A 16,816-nucleotide genomic window follows, 5' to 3' on the forward strand; every position below is an offset into this window, starting at 1 on the left:
TTACCTGTTGTTACAGTCGATTGGTTGACTATAAAAAAGCGGTAAAGCGCATTGGCGCGAAGCATAGCGCAGCACTCGTCGCATTTCCCCGTATAAAGCTGGTCAAGTGCGCTGCTCGTCGCTAGAATTGCGCACTTTTTGATCAGAGGCGCAGTTCAAGCGCCCGTCCGTCGGCTCATGCATCAGGCAAGCGACGTCACAGACACCGAGGTTAGACATGTCCACCACTCCTGCGCCGGCCAATCCCAAGGTTGGCTTCGTATCCCTGGGTTGCCCCAAAGCACTGGTCGACTCCGAGCGCATCCTGACCCAGCTGCGCATGGAAGGCTATGACGTGGTGTCCACCTATCAGGACGCCGATGTCGTGGTGGTCAACACCTGCGGCTTCATCGACTCCGCCAAGGCCGAGTCGCTGGAAGTCATCGGCGAAGCGATCAAGGAAAACGGCAAGGTGATCGTCACCGGCTGCATGGGCGTGGAAGAAGGCAACATCCGCGACGTGCACCCGAGCGTGCTGGCCGTGACCGGCCCGCAGCAGTACGAGCAAGTGGTCAGCGCCGTGCACGAAGTCGTGCCGCCCAAGCAGGACCACAACCCGCTGATCGACTTGGTGCCGCCGCAAGGCGTCAAGCTGACCCCGCGCCACTACGCCTACCTGAAGATTTCCGAAGGCTGCAACCACAGCTGCAGCTTCTGCATCATCCCGTCGATGCGCGGCAAGCTGGTCAGCCGTCCGGTGGGCGATGTGCTCGACGAGGCCCAGCGCCTGGTCAAGTCCGGCGTCAAGGAACTGCTGGTGATCTCCCAGGACACCAGCGCCTACGGCGTCGACGTGAAGTACCGCACCGGCTTCTGGAACGGCGCGCCGGTGAAGACCCGCATGACCGAGCTGTGCGAAGCCCTCAGCACCCTCGGCGTCTGGGTGCGCCTGCACTACGTCTACCCGTACCCGCACGTCGACGAGCTGATCCCGCTGATGGCCGCCGGCAAGATCCTGCCGTACCTGGACATCCCGTTCCAGCACGCCAGCCCCAAGGTCCTCAAGTCGATGAAACGCCCGGCGTTCGAAGACAAGACCCTGGCGCGGATCAAGAACTGGCGCGAGATCTGCCCGGACCTGATCATCCGCTCGACCTTCATCGTCGGCTTCCCCGGCGAAACCGAAGAAGACTTCCAGTACCTGCTGGACTGGCTGACCGAAGCCCAGCTCGACCGCGTCGGCTGCTTCCAGTACTCGCCGGTCGAAGGCGCCCCGGCCAACGACCTGGGCCTGGACATCGTGCCGGACGACGTCAAGCAAGACCGCTGGGAGCGCTTCATGGCGCACCAGCAGGCCATCAGCTCGGCGCGCCTGCAACTGCGCATCGGCCGCGAGATCGAAGTGCTGGTGGACGAAGTCGACGAGCAAGGCGCGGTCGGCCGCTGCTTCTTCGATGCCCCGGAAATCGACGGCAACGTGTTCATCGACAACGGCAGCAACCTCAAGCCGGGCGACAAGGTCTGGTGCAAGGTGACCGACGCCGACGAGTACGACCTCTGGGCCGAACAGATCTGATTCGGCAAACCCTGTTCCCGCAGGGAATTGCCCGCTGAAAGCCAAGCCCTGCTCTCTTTGCCGAGATGCGGGGCTTTTTTACGGCTATCGTTGGTGAATCCACTGATGAGGAGGCAAACGGACATGCGTCATCCTTCGGTCATCCACACGCCGAAACTGAGCGACTACCCGGAACTGACCCGGGTCTGGGAAGCCTCGGTGCGCGCCACCCATGACTTTCTGCCGGACAGCTACATCCTGTTGCTCAAGGATCTGGTGCTGACCCGCTACCTGGATGCCGTGATGCTGATCTGCACCAAGGACCACCGCCAGCGCATCACCGGCTTCGCGGGCGTGGCGGCGGGCAAGGTGGAAATGCTGTTCATTGATCCGGACCATCGCGGGCAAGGCCTGGGCAAGCAATTGCTGCGCTACGCCCTGGAACACCTGAACGCCGACGAACTGGACGTCAACGAGCAGAACCCTCAGGCCCTGGGCTTCTATTTCAAGCAAGGTTTCGAGGTGATCGGCCGTTCGGACGTCGACGGCATGGGCCAGCCCTACCCGTTGCTGCACATGCGGCTGCGCCAGAACCGCCAGCGTTCGAGCACTGGCTAGAGGAGCGGCTGCCTTGCTCAGGCTTTGCGGCGCCGTCAATGACGCCATCGCCAGCAGGCTGGCTCCCACAGGTTTGGCTGCACCGCAAGACCCAGGCGGGAGCAGGCTCGCTCCCGCGTCAAATCCGCACAGGAAACGCAGCGAACCGAAATGGATCCGGGCCTTGGCGCCCCCATGGAGGTACAATGCCGACCCCTTTTTTATTGCGACCCTGCCATGACTGACCCGATCCGCCTTTCCAAACGCCTCATCGAACTGGTCGGCTGCTCCCGCCGTGAGGCCGAACTGTTCATCGAGGGCGGCTGGGTCACCGTGGACGGCGAAGTCGTCGACGAACCGCAGTTCAAGGTCGGCGACCAGAAAGTCGAGCTCGACAAGGACGCCAAGGCCACCGCGCCGGAGCCGGTGACCCTGCTGCTCAACGTACCGGCCGGCATGGACACCGAGACCGCCATGCGCTCGCTCGGCGCCGACACCCTCAGCGAAGAGCACCGGTTCGGCAAACGGCCGCTGCGCGGGCACTTCCTGCGCCTGACCGCCGGCGCCGACCTGCAGCCGGGCGCCAGCGGCCTGATGGTGTTCACCCAGGACTGGAAAGTGCTGCGCAAACTCACCGCCGACGCCGCGAAGATCGAGCAGGAGTACGTGGTCGAGGTCGAGGGCGAAATGACCGAGCACGGCCTGAACCGCATGCAGCACGGCCTGCGCGTCAAGGGCACCGAACTGCCGCCGGTCAAGGCCAGCTGGCAGAGCGAAAACCGCCTGCGCTTCGCCATGAAGAACCCGCAGCCCGGGCTCCTCGCTCGGCTGTGCGAAGCGGTCGGGCTGAAGGTGCTGGGCATCCGTCGCATCCGCATCGGCGGCGTGTCCATCGGCAAGGTGCCGGCGGGCCAGTGGCGCTACCTGTCCGGCAAAGAGAAGTTCTGACGCCCGGCCGCCTCCCGACATCCGGCATCGCCTGCGCGGTGCCCACAACGAACCCTCAGGATTGCACACATGATTCACAACGACGTACTGCGCAGCGTGCGCTACATGCTCGACATCAGCGACAAGAAGGTCGTCGAGATCACCAAGATGGGCGGCATGGACGTGGCGCTGAAAGACGTGGTGGCCTACCTCGACAAGAAGGAAGAGGACGAAGAAGGCTTCGTGCGCTGCCCGGACGACGTCATGGCCCACTTCCTCGACGGCCTGGTGATCCTCAAACGCGGCAAGGACGACAGCCGCCCGCCGCTGCCGGTCGAACTGCCGGTGACCAACAACATCATCCTGAAGAAACTGCGCGTGGCCTTCGAGCTGAAGGAAGACGACCTGCACGTGATCCTCAAGTCCGTCGACTTCCCGGTGTCCAAGCCTGAGCTGAGCGCCCTGTTCCGCAAGGTCGGCCACAACAACTACCGCCCGTGCGGCGACCAGTTGCTGCGCAACTTCCTCAAGGGCCTGACCCTGCGCGTGCGCGGCTGAGCCATGGCCTACAGCGTCTCCCCCATCGGCTTCGTGCGCTCCTGCTTCAAGGAGAAGTTCGCCATTCCCCGTCAGCCGCAACTGGCCCCGGCCGCCCGCGGCGTGCTGGAACTGGTGGCGCCATTCGACCAGGGCGATGCGGTGCAGGGCCTTGAGCAGGTCAGCCACGTGTGGCTGCTGTTCCTGTTCCATCAGGCGCTGGAGGACACGCCACGGCTGAAGGTGCGCCCGCCTCGCCTGGGCGGCAACAAGTCCATGGGGGTGTTCGCCACCCGCGCCACCCATCGGCCCAACGGCATCGGCCAGTCCGTGGTGAAACTGGACAAGGTCGAGGCCGGCAGGTTGTTCATCTCCGGCATCGACTTGCTGGACGGCACGCCGGTACTCGACATCAAGCCTTACGTGCCCTACGCCGACATCGTCCCCGAAGCCTGCAACGGCATCGCCAGCGCCGCGCCGGTGCTGATTGACGTGGAATGGGCAGAGGCGGCGCTGCAACAGGCCCACGGGCATGCCCAGCGCCTCGGCGAACCGCTGGTCGAGCTGATCGGGCAATGCCTGGCCCAGGATCCGCGCCCGGCCTACCAGACGCCCCAGCCTGAGCGCGAGTACGGTGCGCAGTTCTGGGACCTGGACGTGCGTTGGCATTACCCGACGCCGGAGCGGATCCGCGTCCTGGAAGTGGTTCCCGCCGGCGCCTGAGCCCGGAAACGAAAAAGCCCGCGCTGCCGGTGAAGGCAACGCGGGCTTTTTCATGTCTGCGAGAGCGTGCTCGCTCCTGCAGGGGGTAGGCTTACTTCTCGACGAACGCGCGCTCGATCAGGTAGTCGCCAGGCTCGCGCATGCGGGCCGAGATCTTCAGGCCGAAGCTGTCGAGCACTTCGCTGGTCTCGTCGAGCATGCTCGGGCTGCCGCAGATCATCGCGCGGTCGTCCTGCGGGTTGATCGGCGGCAGGCCGATGTCGCTGAACAGTTTGCCGCTGCGCATCAGGTCAGTCAGGCGGCCCTGGTTCTCGAACGGCTCGCGGGTCACGGTCGGGTAGTAGATCAGCTTGTCGCGCAGCGCTTCGCCGAAGAACTCGTTCTGCGGCAGGTGCTCGGTGATGAACTCACGGTAGGCGACTTCGTTGACGTAGCGAACGCCGTGAACCAGGATCACTTTCTCGAAGCGCTCGTAGGTTTCCGGATCCTGGATCACGCTCATGAACGGGGCGAGGCCGGTGCCGGTGCTCAGCAGGTACAGGTGCTTGCCCGGGTTCAGGTCGTCCAGCACCAGGGTGCCGGTCGGCTTCTTGCTGATGATGATCTCGTCGCCTTCCTTCAGGTGCTGCAGCTGGGAGGTCAACGGGCCATCCGGCACCTTGATGCTGAAGAACTCCAGATGCTCTTCCCAGTTCGGGCTGGCGATCGAGTAGGCGCGCATAAGCGGGCGGCCGTTGGGCTGTTGCAGGCCGATCATCACGAACTGACCGTTCTCGAAGCGCAGGCCCGGATCGCGGGTGCACTTGAAGCTGAACAGAGTGTCGTTCCAGTGGTGAACACTGAGGACACGCTCGTGGTTCATGTTGCTCATGTACGGGGGACTCCTGGAGATTGATCTGCGCCTTGCTCTGCACTGCTCTCGAAGAGCGCCGACGGTGCGCAATTGCATCGCATTCTAATAGCGCCGACAATATCTGTTAACTGGATTATCAAGATAACGGTTATCGGTTATATCGATATGCGATTTACACTCCGTCAACTGCAAGTCTTCGTCGCCGTGGCCCAGCAGGAAAGCGTTTCCCGGGCTGCCGGGCTGCTCAACCTGTCGCAATCGGCGGCGAGCACCTCGATCACTGAACTGGAGCGTCAGTCCAGCTGCCAGCTGTTCGACCGCGCCGGCAAGCGCCTGAGCCTCAACGCCCTGGGCAAGCAACTGCTGCCGCAGGCGGTGGCGATGCTCGACCAGGCCAAGGAAATCGAGGACCTGCTCAACGGCAAGTCCGGTTTCGGCTCGCTGTCGGTGGGCGCGACGCTCACCATCGGCAATTACCTGGCGACCCTGCTGATCGGCGGCTTCATGCAGCGCCACCCGGAAAGCCAAGTGAAGCTGCATGTGCAGAACACCGCCAACATCGTGCAACAGGTCGCCCACTACGAAATTGATCTGGGTCTAATCGAAGGCGATTGCAGCCACCCGGACATCGAAGTGCAGAGCTGGGTCGAGGATGAGCTGGTGGTGTTCTGCGCCCCGCAGCATCCGCTGGCCCAGCGCGGCAGCGTGACCATGGACGAACTGACCCAGGAAGCGTGGATCCTGCGCGAACAAGGCTCCGGCACGCGCCTGACCTTCGATCAGGCCATGCGTCATCACCGCAGCGCGCTGAACATCCGGCTGGAGCTGGAGCACACCGAGGCGATCAAGCGCGCGGTGGAGTCGGGGTTGGGGATCGGCTGCATCTCGCGCCTGGCGCTGCGCGATGCCTTCCGGCGCGGCAGCCTGGTGCCGGTGGAGACACCGGACCTGGATCTGGCCCGGCAGTTCTACTTCATCTGGCACAAGCAGAAGTACCAGACCTCCGCCATGCGCGAATTCCTCGAACTGTGCCGCGCCTTCACCGCAGGTGTGCAGCGCAGCGACGAGATCGTGCTGCCCAGCATCGCTTAAAGCAGGATCACCGCCCAGACCAGGGCGATCATGCTCAGGGCCACGAACTGCGCGGCGCTGCCCATGTCCTTGGCGTTCTTGGACAGCGGGTGCAGTTCCAGGGAAATGCGGTCGATGGCCGCCTCCACCGCCGAGTTCAGCAGCTCGACGATCAGCGCCAGCAGGCACACGGCGATCAGCAGCGCCTGTTCGACCCGGCTGACGTCGAGGAAGAACGACAGCGGAATCAGCACTACGTTGAGCAGCACCAGTTGACGGAACGCCGCTTCGCCGTTGAAGGCTGCGCGCAAGCCGTCCAGCGAGTAGCCGGAGGCGTTGAGGATGCGTTTGAGGCCCGTCTGGCCCTTGAAAGGTGACATAAAGTAGATAACCGACCAAAAAGAAGTGGGAAAGCTAGATCAACGAAAGTCAAAAAAGCGTGAAGGCGCCAGCCCTCACTGGCTGGGAATTGACTCAAGTTGTTGCAGCAGCAACGCCGCCTGGGTGCGGGTGCGCACGTCCAGCTTGCGGAAGATCGCCGTGACGTGAGCCTTGATGGTCGCCTCCGACACGTTCAGCTCATAGGCGATCTGCTTGTTCAGCAGCCCTTCGCAGACCATCGTCAGCACCCGGAACTGCTGCGGCGTGAGACTGGCCAGGCCATCGCTGGCGGCCTTGGCCTCCTTGGAGACGCTGACGGCCTCGAACGCCTGGGGCGGCCAGAACACATCGCCGTCCAGCACCTTGCGCACCGCTTCCTGGATCACGTTCAGGTCGCTGGACTTGGGAATGAAGCCGCTGGCGCCGAACTCCCGGGACTTGACCATCACCGAGGCCTCCTCCTGGGCGGACACCATGACCACCGGAATCTGCGGGTACTGGCCGCGCAGCAGCACCAGCCCGGAGAATCCGTAGGCGCCCGGCATGTTCAGGTCCAGCAGCACCAGGTCCCAATCGGCCTTTTCGGTCAGGCGGGCCTCCAGTTCGGCGATGCTCGCCACCTCCACCAGCCGCACATCCGGGCCGAGGCCCAGGGTCAGCGCCTGATGCAGCGCGCTGCGAAACAACGGGTGGTCATCGGCAATCAGGATGTCGTATGTGGCCATTTTTCAAATGATCCTGTTCTTGATGGCTGGCCCGATGCATTCGGGCCATGCCAAGGCAACTCAAGATAACGCCAGGCAGCGGTATCCACAGGGGCACGTTCAACGCCAATCACGGAAAAAACGGCGTTTCAGACCTTGGCCGCCCCCGAACCGGCGCCAAGCATGCCCAGCGAAGACGGGGTGGTCAAGCGCAACGCCCCCTGCTTTAGCAGTATGGGCCAGTATCAGGCCGGCACCGCTGGCGCGGCGTCAATGAACGGCAGCAGTTCGGCGTGGGCCGGGGTGGACACATTCACCTCCCGCTGCTGCTTGGCGCCCAGGTAATGCTGGCTGAACACGTCGAAATAGGCGTCCAGCGCCGAAGCGGCGTCCGAATCGCCCGCCAGCTCCAGGCACAGCGCCGCGACTTCGGCGGTGCACAGGTGCTCGCTGCGGGTGGAGCGGCGCAGGCGGTAGCGCGACAGCCGGTCGGGCAGCAGGCTGAGGATCGGCAACCGGTCGAAGTACGGGCTCTTGCGGAAGATCTTGCGGGCCTCGGTCCAGGTCGCGTCCAGCAAGATGAACAGCGGGCGCTTGCCGCCGTCGGGCGTCACGGTGTGCGTCACCCGGGACGGCTCGACGTACTCGCCGGGGAACACCAGGTACGGTTGCCGCTGCGGATCGTTGAGCAGCGCAAGCAGCTGTTCGTCGGTGTCGGTGCGCGACCAGATGAAGGCATGGTTGTCGCGCACCACGTCGGCGATCAGCCAGCCGGTGTTGCTGGGTTTGAACACTTCCTTGCCGGTCATGATCAGGCAGACCCCGGAACGGGATTCGACCTTCGGGCGCCACGCGCACAGGCAATGGCTCTGGATCACCCGGCAATCGCGGCAACGGGGCGCGCGCCAGCCACGGGCCTGGATCGGCTTGATGCCTTCGTCTTCGCGCTGGTCGCGCAGGCGGGCCACGGCGTTGGGGGCATGGGTCATTGCGGGCGACGCCGGCAGACAGGGGAACTCGACACGAACAGCACTCGGCAAGGCGATAAAGGCCGGCAGTCTACCAGAGCGGCGGGCGCAAGCCTGTACCCTCCCGACCGGCTCCCCTATAATTCGCCGCCACTGAACGCACAGCCCCGTGGCGGGTCGAACCACCAGTCACTGAACCAGGAGAGTTTCATGCTGCGCCTTACCGTTCCCGTCGCTGCCATTGCGCTGGCGTCTTCCCTCAGCGCCCAGGCCGCCTCCCTGAGTGAGCAGAACCTGAACAGAGAGCTGCGCAACGTCGCCACGCAGAGCAGCGTCGGCACGCCTCGGGCGATCAACGAAGACATTCTCGATCAGGGCTACACCGTCGAGGGCACCACGCTGATCAACCACCTGAGCGTGCAGAAGAGCCACGCCGACCAGATGCGCGCCGACCCCAAGGCCGTGTATTTCCAGCTGGGCGCCTCGGTGTGCAACAACCCGTCCTACCGCAAGCTGATGGCCAAGGGCGCGGTCATGCGCTACGACTTCACCGAAGTGAAGACCAACCGTCCGGTCGGTTCCGCCAGCTATCAAGAGTCGGATTGCCCGAAACCCGGCCCGGCCAAGAAGAAGTAATCACCTGGAATTGGCGCGCCGCTGCTCATCCTCGGCGCGCAGTTCGGCCAGCAAGGCCTGCAGGTAGCGCGAGCGGCGCTCCCCTCCCGCCAGGCGTCGGCAGCACTCCTCCTCGAGACTCACATGATTGGTCTCGGCCGACGCTTTGAGCAACCGATACAGCTGCGTATCGATCTCCAGAATGACTCTGGCCATGTTCCGCCTCCTTGCCACCCGCAAATCCTTGAATCGCATGCGCCCCGTGTACGGCCGCTGACGCAAACCTGTCGCACCGCGCCTGTAACTTAGTAAATCAGAGCATCGGCCGTCCGGCACGGCTTCGGACGAGCGGTGAAAGCACCTTGCAAAGCGACAATAAGCGGTTGCCGGCAAAGACTTTGCGGCGCAATGATGAAGTCGACGAACTGTCTTGCGACGGTCTAGATTGAATGTGTTTCCCGTTCACTTTTCCGCGGCAGGAAGGAGCTGCCCGCCACATTGTTTTGCAGCGCGGCACTGACGCCGCTCGTCAGGGCACAAGGGCTCTGTGCAGAAGGAGACGTTGAATGCCTTACCAACCGAATGACCTGCTCAGCCGGCATTTTCAGGAAAGCGGCCACGACCTCGTCGGCAAGGTCGAAGAACAACTCAACCTGGTTTCACCTGACAGCCCCAACCTCCCCATCTACCGCGACATGATCCTGACCGTGCTGCGCATGGCCCAGGACGACCACAACCGCTGGAACGCCAAGATCACCCTGCAGGCCCTGCGCGAACTGGAGCAGTCGTTCCGCACCCTCGAACAGTTCAAGGGACGGCGCAAGGTCACGGTGTTCGGCTCGGCGCGCACGCCGGTGGAGCACCCGCTGTATGCCCTGGCCCGTGAACTGGGCGCCGGGCTTGCCCGCTCGGGCATGATGGTCATCACCGGCGCCGGCGGCGGGATCATGGCCGCCGCCCATGAAGGCGCCGGCCGCGACCACAGCCTGGGGTTCAACATCACCCTGCCCTTCGAGCAGCATGCCAATCCGACCGTGGGCGGCACCGGCAACCTGCTGCCGTTTCACTTTTTCTTCACCCGCAAGCTGTTCTTCGTCAAGGAAGCCGATGCGCTGGTGCTGTGCCCGGGGGGCTTCGGCACCCTGGACGAAGCGCTCGAAGTGCTGACCCTGATCCAGACCGGCAAAAGCCCGCTGGTGCCGGTGGTGCTGCTGGACGCACCGGGCGGCACGTTCTGGCAGAGCGCACTGGACTTCATCCGCCAACAACTGGAGGACAACCGCTATATCCTGCCGACCGACCTGAAACTGATGCGCCTGGTCTTCAGCGCCGAGGAGGCGGTGGAGCAGATCCAGCAGTTCTACGGCAACTTCCACTCCAGCCGCTGGCTCAAGCGCCAGTTCCTGATCCGCATGAACCACAGGCTCAGCGACCAGGCCCTGGCCCACATGCAGGACGCCTTCGCCGACCTGTGCCTGAGCGACCGGTTCCACCAGCACACCTTCAACAGCGAAGAAGACGAGGCCCAGTTCAGCCATCTCGCGCGGCTGACGTTCGCGTTCAACGCCCGGAACCACGGACGGCTGCGTGAGTTGGTGGACTACATCAACCTGCCGGAAAACTGGGCCCGGTCCAGACCGCAAACCCCACAACGCAGCCGGGAGCCCTCGAAGGCAACGTGAGGGCAAAAAAAAACGGCCCGCTATCGAAATAGCGGGCCGTTTTCATTTAATCGTCCATCCCTCGACCGCTGAACAAGCGGTTGATCATCTCCATCGAGAATCCCCTGTAGGCCAGGAAACGGCCTTGCTTGGCCCGTTCCTTGGCGTCTGCAGGCAGTTGCCCGGAGAACTTGCGTCGCCACGTATCCTCCAGTTGCGCCTGCCAAGGGATACCGCTCTCGCGCAAGGCGAGGTCGATGTCGGCACGCTGCAAACCACGTTGGCTCAACTCTTCACGAATCCGCATCGGGCCGTAGCCGGCGCGGGCGCGGTAGGAGACAAAGCTTTCGAGGTAGCGTGCTTCGCTGAGCAGACCCTCTTCCGTCAAACGGTCGAGGGCGGATTCGATCATTTCATCCGGGGCGCCGCGCTGACGCAGCTTGCGCGTCAGTTCGACCCGACCGTGCTCGCGTCGTGCGAGCAGGTCCATGGCGGTTCGCCGCACCGCGACGAGGGTATCGAGTACGGCGGTTGTCATCGCTGCAATCAGATGTCGGCGTCAGCCATGTCGTCTTCGGTCTCGGTGACCGAAGCGCCAGCCTTGGCATCTGCAACGGCCGACGAAGACAGCAGCTTGTCGCGCAGTTGCTTCTCGAGCGCGGCGGCGACGTCTGGGTTGTCCGCCAGGTACTTGGCCGAGTTGGCCTTGCCCTGACCGATCTTGGTGCCGTTGTAGGCATACCAGGCGCCGGACTTCTCGACGAAGCCGTGCAACACGCCCAGGTCGATCATCTCGCCGTTGAGGTAGATGCCCTTGCCGTACAGGATCTGGAACTCAGCCTGACGGAACGGCGAAGCGACCTTGTTCTTCACGACCTTGACGCGGGTTTCGCTGCCGACCACTTCGTCGCCTTCCTTCACCGCGCCGGTACGGCGGATGTCGAGACGAACCGAAGCGTAGAACTTGAGCGCGTTACCGCCGGTGGTGGTTTCCGGGCTGCCGAACATCACGCCGATCTTCATGCGGATCTGGTTGATGAAGATCACCAGGCAGTTGGCGTTCTTGATGTTGCCGGTGATCTTGCGCAGCGCCTGGGACATCAGACGGGCTTGCAGGCCCACGTGCATGTCACCCATTTCGCCTTCGATCTCAGCCTTCGGCACCAGCGCGGCCACGGAGTCGACGATGATCACGTCAACGGCGTTGGAGCGCACCAGCATGTCGGTGATTTCCAGGGCCTGCTCGCCGGTGTCCGGCTGGGAGACCAGCAGGTCGTCGACGTTGACGCCCAACTTGCCGGCGTACTCGGGATCCAGGGCGTGTTCGGCGTCGACGAAGGCGCAGGTCGCGCCGGCCTTCTGGGCCTGGGCGATCACGGACAGCGTCAAGGTGGTCTTACCGGACGATTCAGGGCCGTAGATCTCGATGATCCGGCCTTTTGGCAGGCCGCCGATGCCCAGTGCGATGTCCAGACCCAGAGAGCCGGTGGAAATGGCCGGGATCGCCTGACGGTCCTGATCGCCCATACGCATTACGGCACCCTTGCCGAATTGACGTTCGATCTGACCCAGGGCCGCAGCCAAGGCTTTCTTCTTGTTGTCGTCCATTAAAGTCCTCACGTAATCAATAAGGCCTGACGGCCAACACCTGTATAAGTAGCCAGTATTATTCCACAGCGTTCGAGGATCGCCTACCCCTGATTTTCGATTTCTCGTGCCGTCAGTCGCAGCAACCCCTCTAGCGCGGCCTTCACCGTTTGTCGGCGGACGTCGTCACGGGTGCCGGGGAAGTGCTGCACCTCGCTGCACACCGTATCGCCCGCGCCCCAGGCCAGCCACACCGTGCCCACCGGTTTGTTCGGCGAACCGCCGTCCGGCCCGGCCACGCCGCTGACCGCCACGGCGAAGCGCGCCCGGCTGTTGGCCTGGGCACCGCGCACCATGGCCTCGACCACTTCGCGGCTGACCGCGCCCACGGTCGGGAACAGCTCCGCCGGCACATTCAGCTGCAAGGTCTTCTGCCGGTTGGAATACGTCACGTAGCCGGCCTCGAACCATGCCGAGCTGCCGGGAATGCGGGTGATCGCCTCGGCGATCCCGCCGCCGGTGCAGGACTCGGCGGTGGTGACGTGGGCGTTGAGCAACTGCAGGCGCCGGCCAAGTTCGGCGGCCAGTTGGGTGATTTCTTTCACGGCGCACTCCGGATCGGATGGGATGTGCACCACCGTACACGAGCCCATGGCGCATGCAAGGCGCAGGCTCATTCAAGATGTGAAGGTGCGGGCGCCAGGGTCCTGACATAGGCCTGGCAGGCCTGCAGGGCGATCAGTCCGCGGTCGCCTTCGTCGGTGATGGCGACAATTCGTTGAGCATGCGCCGGGTCAAGTCGGGCGCGTAGGGCTGCATGATCCACGCCGCCGGCGCCGGGGGCGGCGGGCAGGTCGCAGCCATGGGCAACGTCGCCGGCATCGACGAGGACTGACAGGCGCAGATCAGCAGTGGCAAGGCGGTCGCGCAGGCGAGCCTGATCACGTTGGGCATCATTGAGCGCTCGGTAGTGGGTCTGTTCGCTGGCCTGGAGCCGTTGCTCCAGGGCCAGGCGCTTGTCCTGTTCGGCCTGTTGCGCGGCGGCGGCCGTCAGGGTGAGTCGATTGAGGACTTGGGCATGTTCAAGGGCCTGTTCGGCCAGTCGCCGGCCGTAGCGCCAGTCCTGGAACCGCCAGGCCAGCGCCGCCGCCGCGACGGCCAGCAGCGCGATGCCGGCCAGCCGCCAGAGGTTCAGGCCGAGACCGGGCATAGCACCGCCCTCGCCCGCCCCCAGAGCTCCAGACGGTCCTGCAGGCCGTTGAGCCCGCCGTTGATGCGCCGGGTGATGGTGTTGAACTGGTCGCGGTCGGCCAGTTCGTTCAAGCCGTTCTGCGCCCAGAACCACGCGGCGGACTCGGCCGCCCATTGCGGCTGCTCCAGCAGTTCCGGCAGGGCCAGCAGGCGTTCGTCGCCGAACAGCCCGAGGCTGCATTGCCGATAGTTGGCGCGGCCGGTGATCTGGATCAGCCCTCGGCCGCAGTATTTCTGCCCGTCGCCGTCGGCTTCGGGGGTGTTGCCCAACCGGGCCGCGAGGGCGCCGGTGTCGTATTTGCTCAGGTACTGCTGACTGCCCAGTTCCCGCACGTAGCGCAACTGGCCCGACTCATGGCCGACCTGGGCCAGGAATGCGGCAATGCGCTTGGGCGTGTCGATGCGCTGACGGGCCATGGCGGCGTTGAGCGCCGGAACGAAAACGCCCGCTTGGGAGCGGGCGTTCGGCATGATGCTGACAAGCTGGTTTTCGGTGATTGGCATGATGTTCGATCCTCCCTGGATACTGCGATTGAATCACGGTTGGCGGGAGAAACTCGCCAACCAGTTGTTTTCCAGAGTTTTCACGCTTGATCCTTTAATGAAGGGTTTAAATGATGCGCTTGAAAAAGCCCAGGACGCCGCGCTGCGGTTCCTCTGCGTCGGGATCGTCAAGCCGGGGCAGCACCTGCCCTCCCGCCGCCAGCCACGCCTGATACTCGAGCCAGTCGCGGTTGCCCGGATCCTGCGGAATGTAGGCCGCGTCGCTCAGGCGCATCACGCCTTGTGCGGTCAGTCGATAGTCCATCGTTCCTCCTAGATTTCGGCATCGGCCGTCCATTCGATCTGCAGGGTCTGTCCGGGGGCGCTGCCGACGGGCGTGACGGTGGCGAACGAGATCGCACGGTCCGTCAGGCCCTGCAGGAACGTTCCGGTGCAGGATTTGCCGATCGACTGGTTCCAGACCTGAGCGCTGTTTTCACCTGGACAGTAGGCCACGACCGTCGGCAGGACGCGCTTCTGCACCAGCATGCCGATCGTCATGCCGTACTGGCCGGTGTTGGCGGCCGGGACTTGAGTGAATGTCGAGATGCAGGTGCCGGAGCCGTTGTTCGCCCGGATCGGCAGTCCCCCCGTGAACGAGCGCTCGAAATAGCGTTGGCAGTCGCTCAGTTCCTGCGCTTCGGTGCGGCGTTCGAAAGGCGTCGGCACCGGCCCCTCCTCCAGCTGGATCCGGGCCAGGTCCACGGTCTGCAGCACATTGAGCGGCAGGTCGAAGGCCAGCCTCAGGTGATGGTTCGCCCCCAGCATCTTTCCGGCGAGGCCCGGCACCTGAAATGAAACGCTGTACTGGGCCCAGGCAGTGCCGACCTGAACGTCGCCGACCGCTCGCTCGACCGTTTCCGAACCGGCCGCGCCGAAGTTCTGGAAGATCATGACCCGCAGTTGCCGGGCCGCGTCGGAACGGGCCCAGAACGAAACGGTCGCCGTCCTGCCCGCCAACGTCCTGACCGATTCGACGTTCTGGGAAATGCGATGCACGGTCGAGCCGGTGCCGGCCGCCGTTTGCTGCCAACGCAAAAATGCCTGAGGCTCGCCCGCGACTTCGCCTTGACCGGGAACGAAGCTTTGCCGGCTGATCGCGACACCGGCATTGCCGTTCCAGTCGCAACGGAAACGGTCGGCCACGAAGCCGCCGATGTTCGGTGCCGGGTTGGCGGTCCCGCGTTGCCAGATATCGAAACCGCCGTTGATCAGCACGTTCTTGCGGTACACCTGCACCGGAAACTGCTGCAGCGGATCCGGCTTGGCCAGCTGGCGGATGGCCCTGGCCAACTGATCGGTCTGCTCCTCGTCCGGCGTCAGTCCGGCAGCGGTGATCGCATTGAGGATCTCTTCAGTGACGCTGTTGCCCCAACTGGCCGGAATCAGGGAACCCGGCGTTCCGGCGATCGCGTCTTCGTCGACGAATCGGCCGTTCACCAGCCCTGAGCCGGGAATGCGCTTGGGATAGTCCATGTGAATTTCCTGGGTCAGATCGCCGAAGCCAACCAGCGCGGCGCTGCCGGACGATGCTCGCTGAACGGAAAGAACGAGCCCTGCGGCCAGTCCCGCAGCGCACGCCGGTAGGTTTGCAGTTCGGTGTATTGCTCGGTGGTCAGGGTGGTGCCGCCGCCGTCCTCCAGCTCGTCGCGGTCACGGGCCACCAGGCCGTCGGTGGCGGCCAACTGCGCGTCGCGCCAGCGGCGTTCGGCGTCGGCGGCCTCGTCGGGCGTCAGCGGCGGCGGATCGGTCAGCACCGGAAAGCCGTTGTTGGGATTGACGCCGATGACCTTCGCCACGACCGCCTGCTGCTGCAGCAGGGAAATCCAGTAGTCCTGGGGAATCTCGATGACATCGCCGGGAATGTCCGACGAGTTGATGCCCGGTACATAGACGCCCCGGGTGCTGGCGCTGAACAACACTTTGAACGCGTTCATTCAATACCCCTTCGCAAAGTAATTCACGCTCCAGCCCTGCTGCACTTGCCCTGCGCTGTTGCGGATTCTCAGCGTGCAGCCCTGCTGGGTGACGCTGCCGCCGACCAGGGCGACCATCGCCGCATCGCCGCCCGAGTGAGTGGCCACGAGGGACGAAAACGCCGTCGGGAACGAAATGGGAAAGGTGACGAAAACGTTGCCGTCGGCATTTGAGGTGCCGACTCCCCATTGCTCGATGTTGCCGCTGGGATAGCGCTGATACCCGACATTGCCGTAGACGCCGAAATGGGCCGTGGCGTACCGGTCGCTGACCGAACCGCCGTACAGGCGCCACTGGCCGCTGAGCTTGATGAATTGGGCGCTGTCGCCGATGCCGAGCTTCAGCGCGCCGAAGGTGCCGTTGCAGGTTTCGATGGTTTCGCTGGCGGCGGGATTGATGGTCAGGACGCCGTTGCCGGCGTTGATGACATGCACGGTGCTGCCATGGGCAAGCCCGGCGATGGACGGCAAGGTCGCCGTGATCGGCGTCCCGCTGGCGAAACTGGCCACGCCGCCCACGCTCGATGCGCTGAGGGCGGTGCTCACCGCATAGGACGAAAAACCGGAAAACTGCAGGCCGCTGCGGGTCACGAACCCGGTGGTCGCGACCGACTGGCCGTTGTCGAACTGCGGCGGGGTGACAAACAGCTTGCTGCTGCGTAAAGCCTTGAGCAGCTGGTCATTGGCCGCCTCGGTCGGCGTGATGCCGGCCGTGCGGATGACATTCAGCAGTTCCTGGGTGACGCCGTTGCCCCAACTGGCCGGAATCAGCGACCCCGGCTTGCCCGAGACCGGATCCTCATCGACGAATTGGCCGTCCACCAGGCCGGCGCTGGGTACATTGTTCGGATAATCCACTGTTCTTCTCCTGATATTGAAATGACAGGC

22 protein-coding genes are annotated in these 16,816 nt (G+C 64.0%); 8 read left to right on the forward strand and 14 right to left on the reverse strand.

Features of this window, described 5'->3' with window-relative positions:
• Positions 1-217: 217 nt before the first annotated feature.
• The 5 genes from rimO (at position 218) to tsaA (ending at position 4,318) form a co-directional block, all read left to right on the forward strand.
• A complete protein-coding gene (rimO, locus tag CAG29_RS10355) occupies positions 218-1,555 on the forward strand; it encodes a 30S ribosomal protein S12 methylthiotransferase RimO (RefSeq protein WP_085632127.1) in 1,338 nt (445 codons plus the stop codon).
• A gap of 123 nt (positions 1,556-1,678) precedes the next feature.
• Positions 1,679-2,152 carry a GNAT family N-acetyltransferase gene (locus CAG29_RS10360; RefSeq protein WP_085632125.1) on the forward strand — a complete coding sequence of 158 codons (474 nt, stop codon included), beginning with the start codon at positions 1,679-1,681 and terminating at the stop codon, positions 2,150-2,152.
• Between the two features lie 216 nt (positions 2,153-2,368).
• The gene (locus tag CAG29_RS10365) at positions 2,369-3,079 is read left to right on the forward strand and encodes an rRNA pseudouridine synthase (RefSeq protein WP_085581546.1); all 711 of its coding nucleotides are present in this window, start codon (positions 2,369-2,371) and stop codon (positions 3,077-3,079) included.
• A 69-nt stretch (positions 3,080-3,148) separates the two neighbouring features.
• A complete protein-coding gene (locus CAG29_RS10370; protein WP_085581544.1) occupies positions 3,149-3,616 on the forward strand; it encodes a DUF1456 family protein in 468 nt (155 codons plus the stop codon).
• A gap of 3 nt (positions 3,617-3,619) precedes the next feature.
• The gene (tsaA, locus tag CAG29_RS10375) at positions 3,620-4,318 is read left to right on the forward strand and encodes a tRNA (N6-threonylcarbamoyladenosine(37)-N6)-methyltransferase TrmO (protein ID WP_085581542.1); all 699 of its coding nucleotides are present in this window, start codon (positions 3,620-3,622) and stop codon (positions 4,316-4,318) included.
• A 91-nt stretch (positions 4,319-4,409) separates the two neighbouring features.
• Here the strand turns inward: tsaA and fpr are convergent, their stop codons facing one another.
• Entirely contained in the window at positions 4,410-5,189 is a 780-nt protein-coding gene (gene fpr / locus CAG29_RS10380) for a ferredoxin-NADP reductase (protein ID WP_003222277.1), read from the reverse strand.
• Positions 5,190-5,336: 147 nt separating this feature from the next.
• Between fpr and CAG29_RS10385 the strand changes: the two genes are divergently transcribed.
• Positions 5,337-6,263 carry a LysR family transcriptional regulator gene (locus CAG29_RS10385; RefSeq protein WP_085581540.1) on the forward strand — a complete coding sequence of 309 codons (927 nt, stop codon included), beginning with the start codon at positions 5,337-5,339 and terminating at the stop codon, positions 6,261-6,263.
• Here the strand turns inward: CAG29_RS10385 and CAG29_RS10390 are convergent.
• The 3 genes from CAG29_RS10390 to CAG29_RS10400 form a co-directional block, all read right to left on the reverse strand.
• The gene (locus tag CAG29_RS10390) at positions 6,260-6,622 is read right to left on the reverse strand and encodes a diacylglycerol kinase (RefSeq protein WP_085581538.1); all 363 of its coding nucleotides are present in this window, start codon (positions 6,620-6,622) and stop codon (positions 6,260-6,262) included. The genes CAG29_RS10385 and CAG29_RS10390 overlap by 4 nt on opposite strands.
• A gap of 75 nt (positions 6,623-6,697) precedes the next feature.
• On the reverse strand, positions 6,698-7,348 hold the full coding sequence (erdR, locus tag CAG29_RS10395; protein WP_085581536.1) for a response regulator transcription factor ErdR: 651 nt from the start codon (positions 7,346-7,348) through the stop codon (positions 6,698-6,700).
• 224 nt (positions 7,349-7,572) lie between these two features.
• On the reverse strand, positions 7,573-8,316 hold the full coding sequence (locus CAG29_RS10400; RefSeq protein ID WP_085581533.1) for a tRNA-uridine aminocarboxypropyltransferase: 744 nt from the start codon (positions 8,314-8,316) through the stop codon (positions 7,573-7,575).
• A gap of 189 nt (positions 8,317-8,505) precedes the next feature.
• Here CAG29_RS10400 and CAG29_RS10405 point away from each other — a divergent pair, with 189 nt between their 5' ends.
• The gene (locus tag CAG29_RS10405) at positions 8,506-8,931 is read left to right on the forward strand and encodes a PA3611 family quorum-sensing-regulated virulence factor (protein WP_085581531.1); all 426 of its coding nucleotides are present in this window, start codon (positions 8,506-8,508) and stop codon (positions 8,929-8,931) included.
• Here CAG29_RS10405 and CAG29_RS10410 read toward each other — a convergent pair whose 3' ends face one another.
• A complete protein-coding gene (locus CAG29_RS10410) occupies positions 8,932-9,126 on the reverse strand; it encodes a hypothetical protein (protein ID WP_085581529.1) in 195 nt (64 codons plus the stop codon).
• 350 nt (positions 9,127-9,476) lie between these two features.
• Here CAG29_RS10410 and CAG29_RS10415 point away from each other — a divergent pair, with 350 nt between their 5' ends.
• Positions 9,477-10,592, forward strand: a complete 1,116-nt coding sequence (locus tag CAG29_RS10415) for a TIGR00730 family Rossman fold protein (RefSeq protein ID WP_085581527.1) — start codon at positions 9,477-9,479, stop codon at positions 10,590-10,592.
• Between the two features lie 46 nt (positions 10,593-10,638).
• On the opposite strand, the gene recX is transcribed toward CAG29_RS10415, so the two are convergent.
• The 9 genes from recX to CAG29_RS10460 all read right to left on the reverse strand — a co-directional run bounded on the left by recX (position 10,639) and on the right by CAG29_RS10460 (position 16,786).
• Positions 10,639-11,109, reverse strand: a complete 471-nt coding sequence (gene recX, locus CAG29_RS10420; RefSeq protein WP_085632123.1) for a recombination regulator RecX — start codon at positions 11,107-11,109, stop codon at positions 10,639-10,641.
• Between the two features lie 8 nt (positions 11,110-11,117).
• The gene (recA, locus tag CAG29_RS10425; protein WP_085581524.1) at positions 11,118-12,179 is read right to left on the reverse strand and encodes a recombinase RecA; all 1,062 of its coding nucleotides are present in this window, start codon (positions 12,177-12,179) and stop codon (positions 11,118-11,120) included.
• Between the two features lie 83 nt (positions 12,180-12,262).
• Positions 12,263-12,763, reverse strand: a complete 501-nt coding sequence (locus CAG29_RS10430) for a CinA family protein (protein ID WP_085581522.1) — start codon at positions 12,761-12,763, stop codon at positions 12,263-12,265.
• Between the two features lie 68 nt (positions 12,764-12,831).
• Positions 12,832-13,368 (reverse strand): lysis system i-spanin subunit Rz, encoded by a 537-nt coding sequence (locus CAG29_RS10435; protein WP_085581520.1) that lies wholly within the window; start codon positions 13,366-13,368, stop codon positions 12,832-12,834.
• Positions 13,350-13,913 (reverse strand): glycoside hydrolase family 19 protein, encoded by a 564-nt coding sequence (locus CAG29_RS10440; protein ID WP_085581518.1) that lies wholly within the window; start codon positions 13,911-13,913, stop codon positions 13,350-13,352. Before CAG29_RS10440 ends, CAG29_RS10435 begins: the two co-directional genes overlap by 19 nt.
• A 106-nt stretch (positions 13,914-14,019) precedes the next feature.
• Complete coding sequence (locus CAG29_RS10445) at positions 14,020-14,217, reverse strand: hypothetical protein (RefSeq protein WP_085632121.1); 198 nt, start codon at positions 14,215-14,217, stop codon at positions 14,020-14,022.
• Between the two features lie 8 nt (positions 14,218-14,225).
• A complete protein-coding gene (locus tag CAG29_RS10450; protein ID WP_085637357.1) occupies positions 14,226-15,428 on the reverse strand; it encodes a carbohydrate-binding protein CenC in 1,203 nt (400 codons plus the stop codon).
• A gap of 14 nt (positions 15,429-15,442) precedes the next feature.
• Positions 15,443-15,889 (reverse strand): phage tail assembly chaperone, encoded by a 447-nt coding sequence (locus tag CAG29_RS10455; protein WP_085581512.1) that lies wholly within the window; start codon positions 15,887-15,889, stop codon positions 15,443-15,445.
• On the reverse strand, positions 15,890-16,786 hold the full coding sequence (locus CAG29_RS10460; protein WP_085632117.1) for a phage tail protein: 897 nt from the start codon (positions 16,784-16,786) through the stop codon (positions 15,890-15,892).
• Positions 16,787-16,816 lie beyond the last annotated feature (30 nt).

The organism is Pseudomonas sp. B7(2017) (genome assembly GCF_002112745.1).
Classification (GTDB): domain Bacteria; phylum Pseudomonadota; class Gammaproteobacteria; order Pseudomonadales; family Pseudomonadaceae; genus Aquipseudomonas; species Aquipseudomonas ekonensis.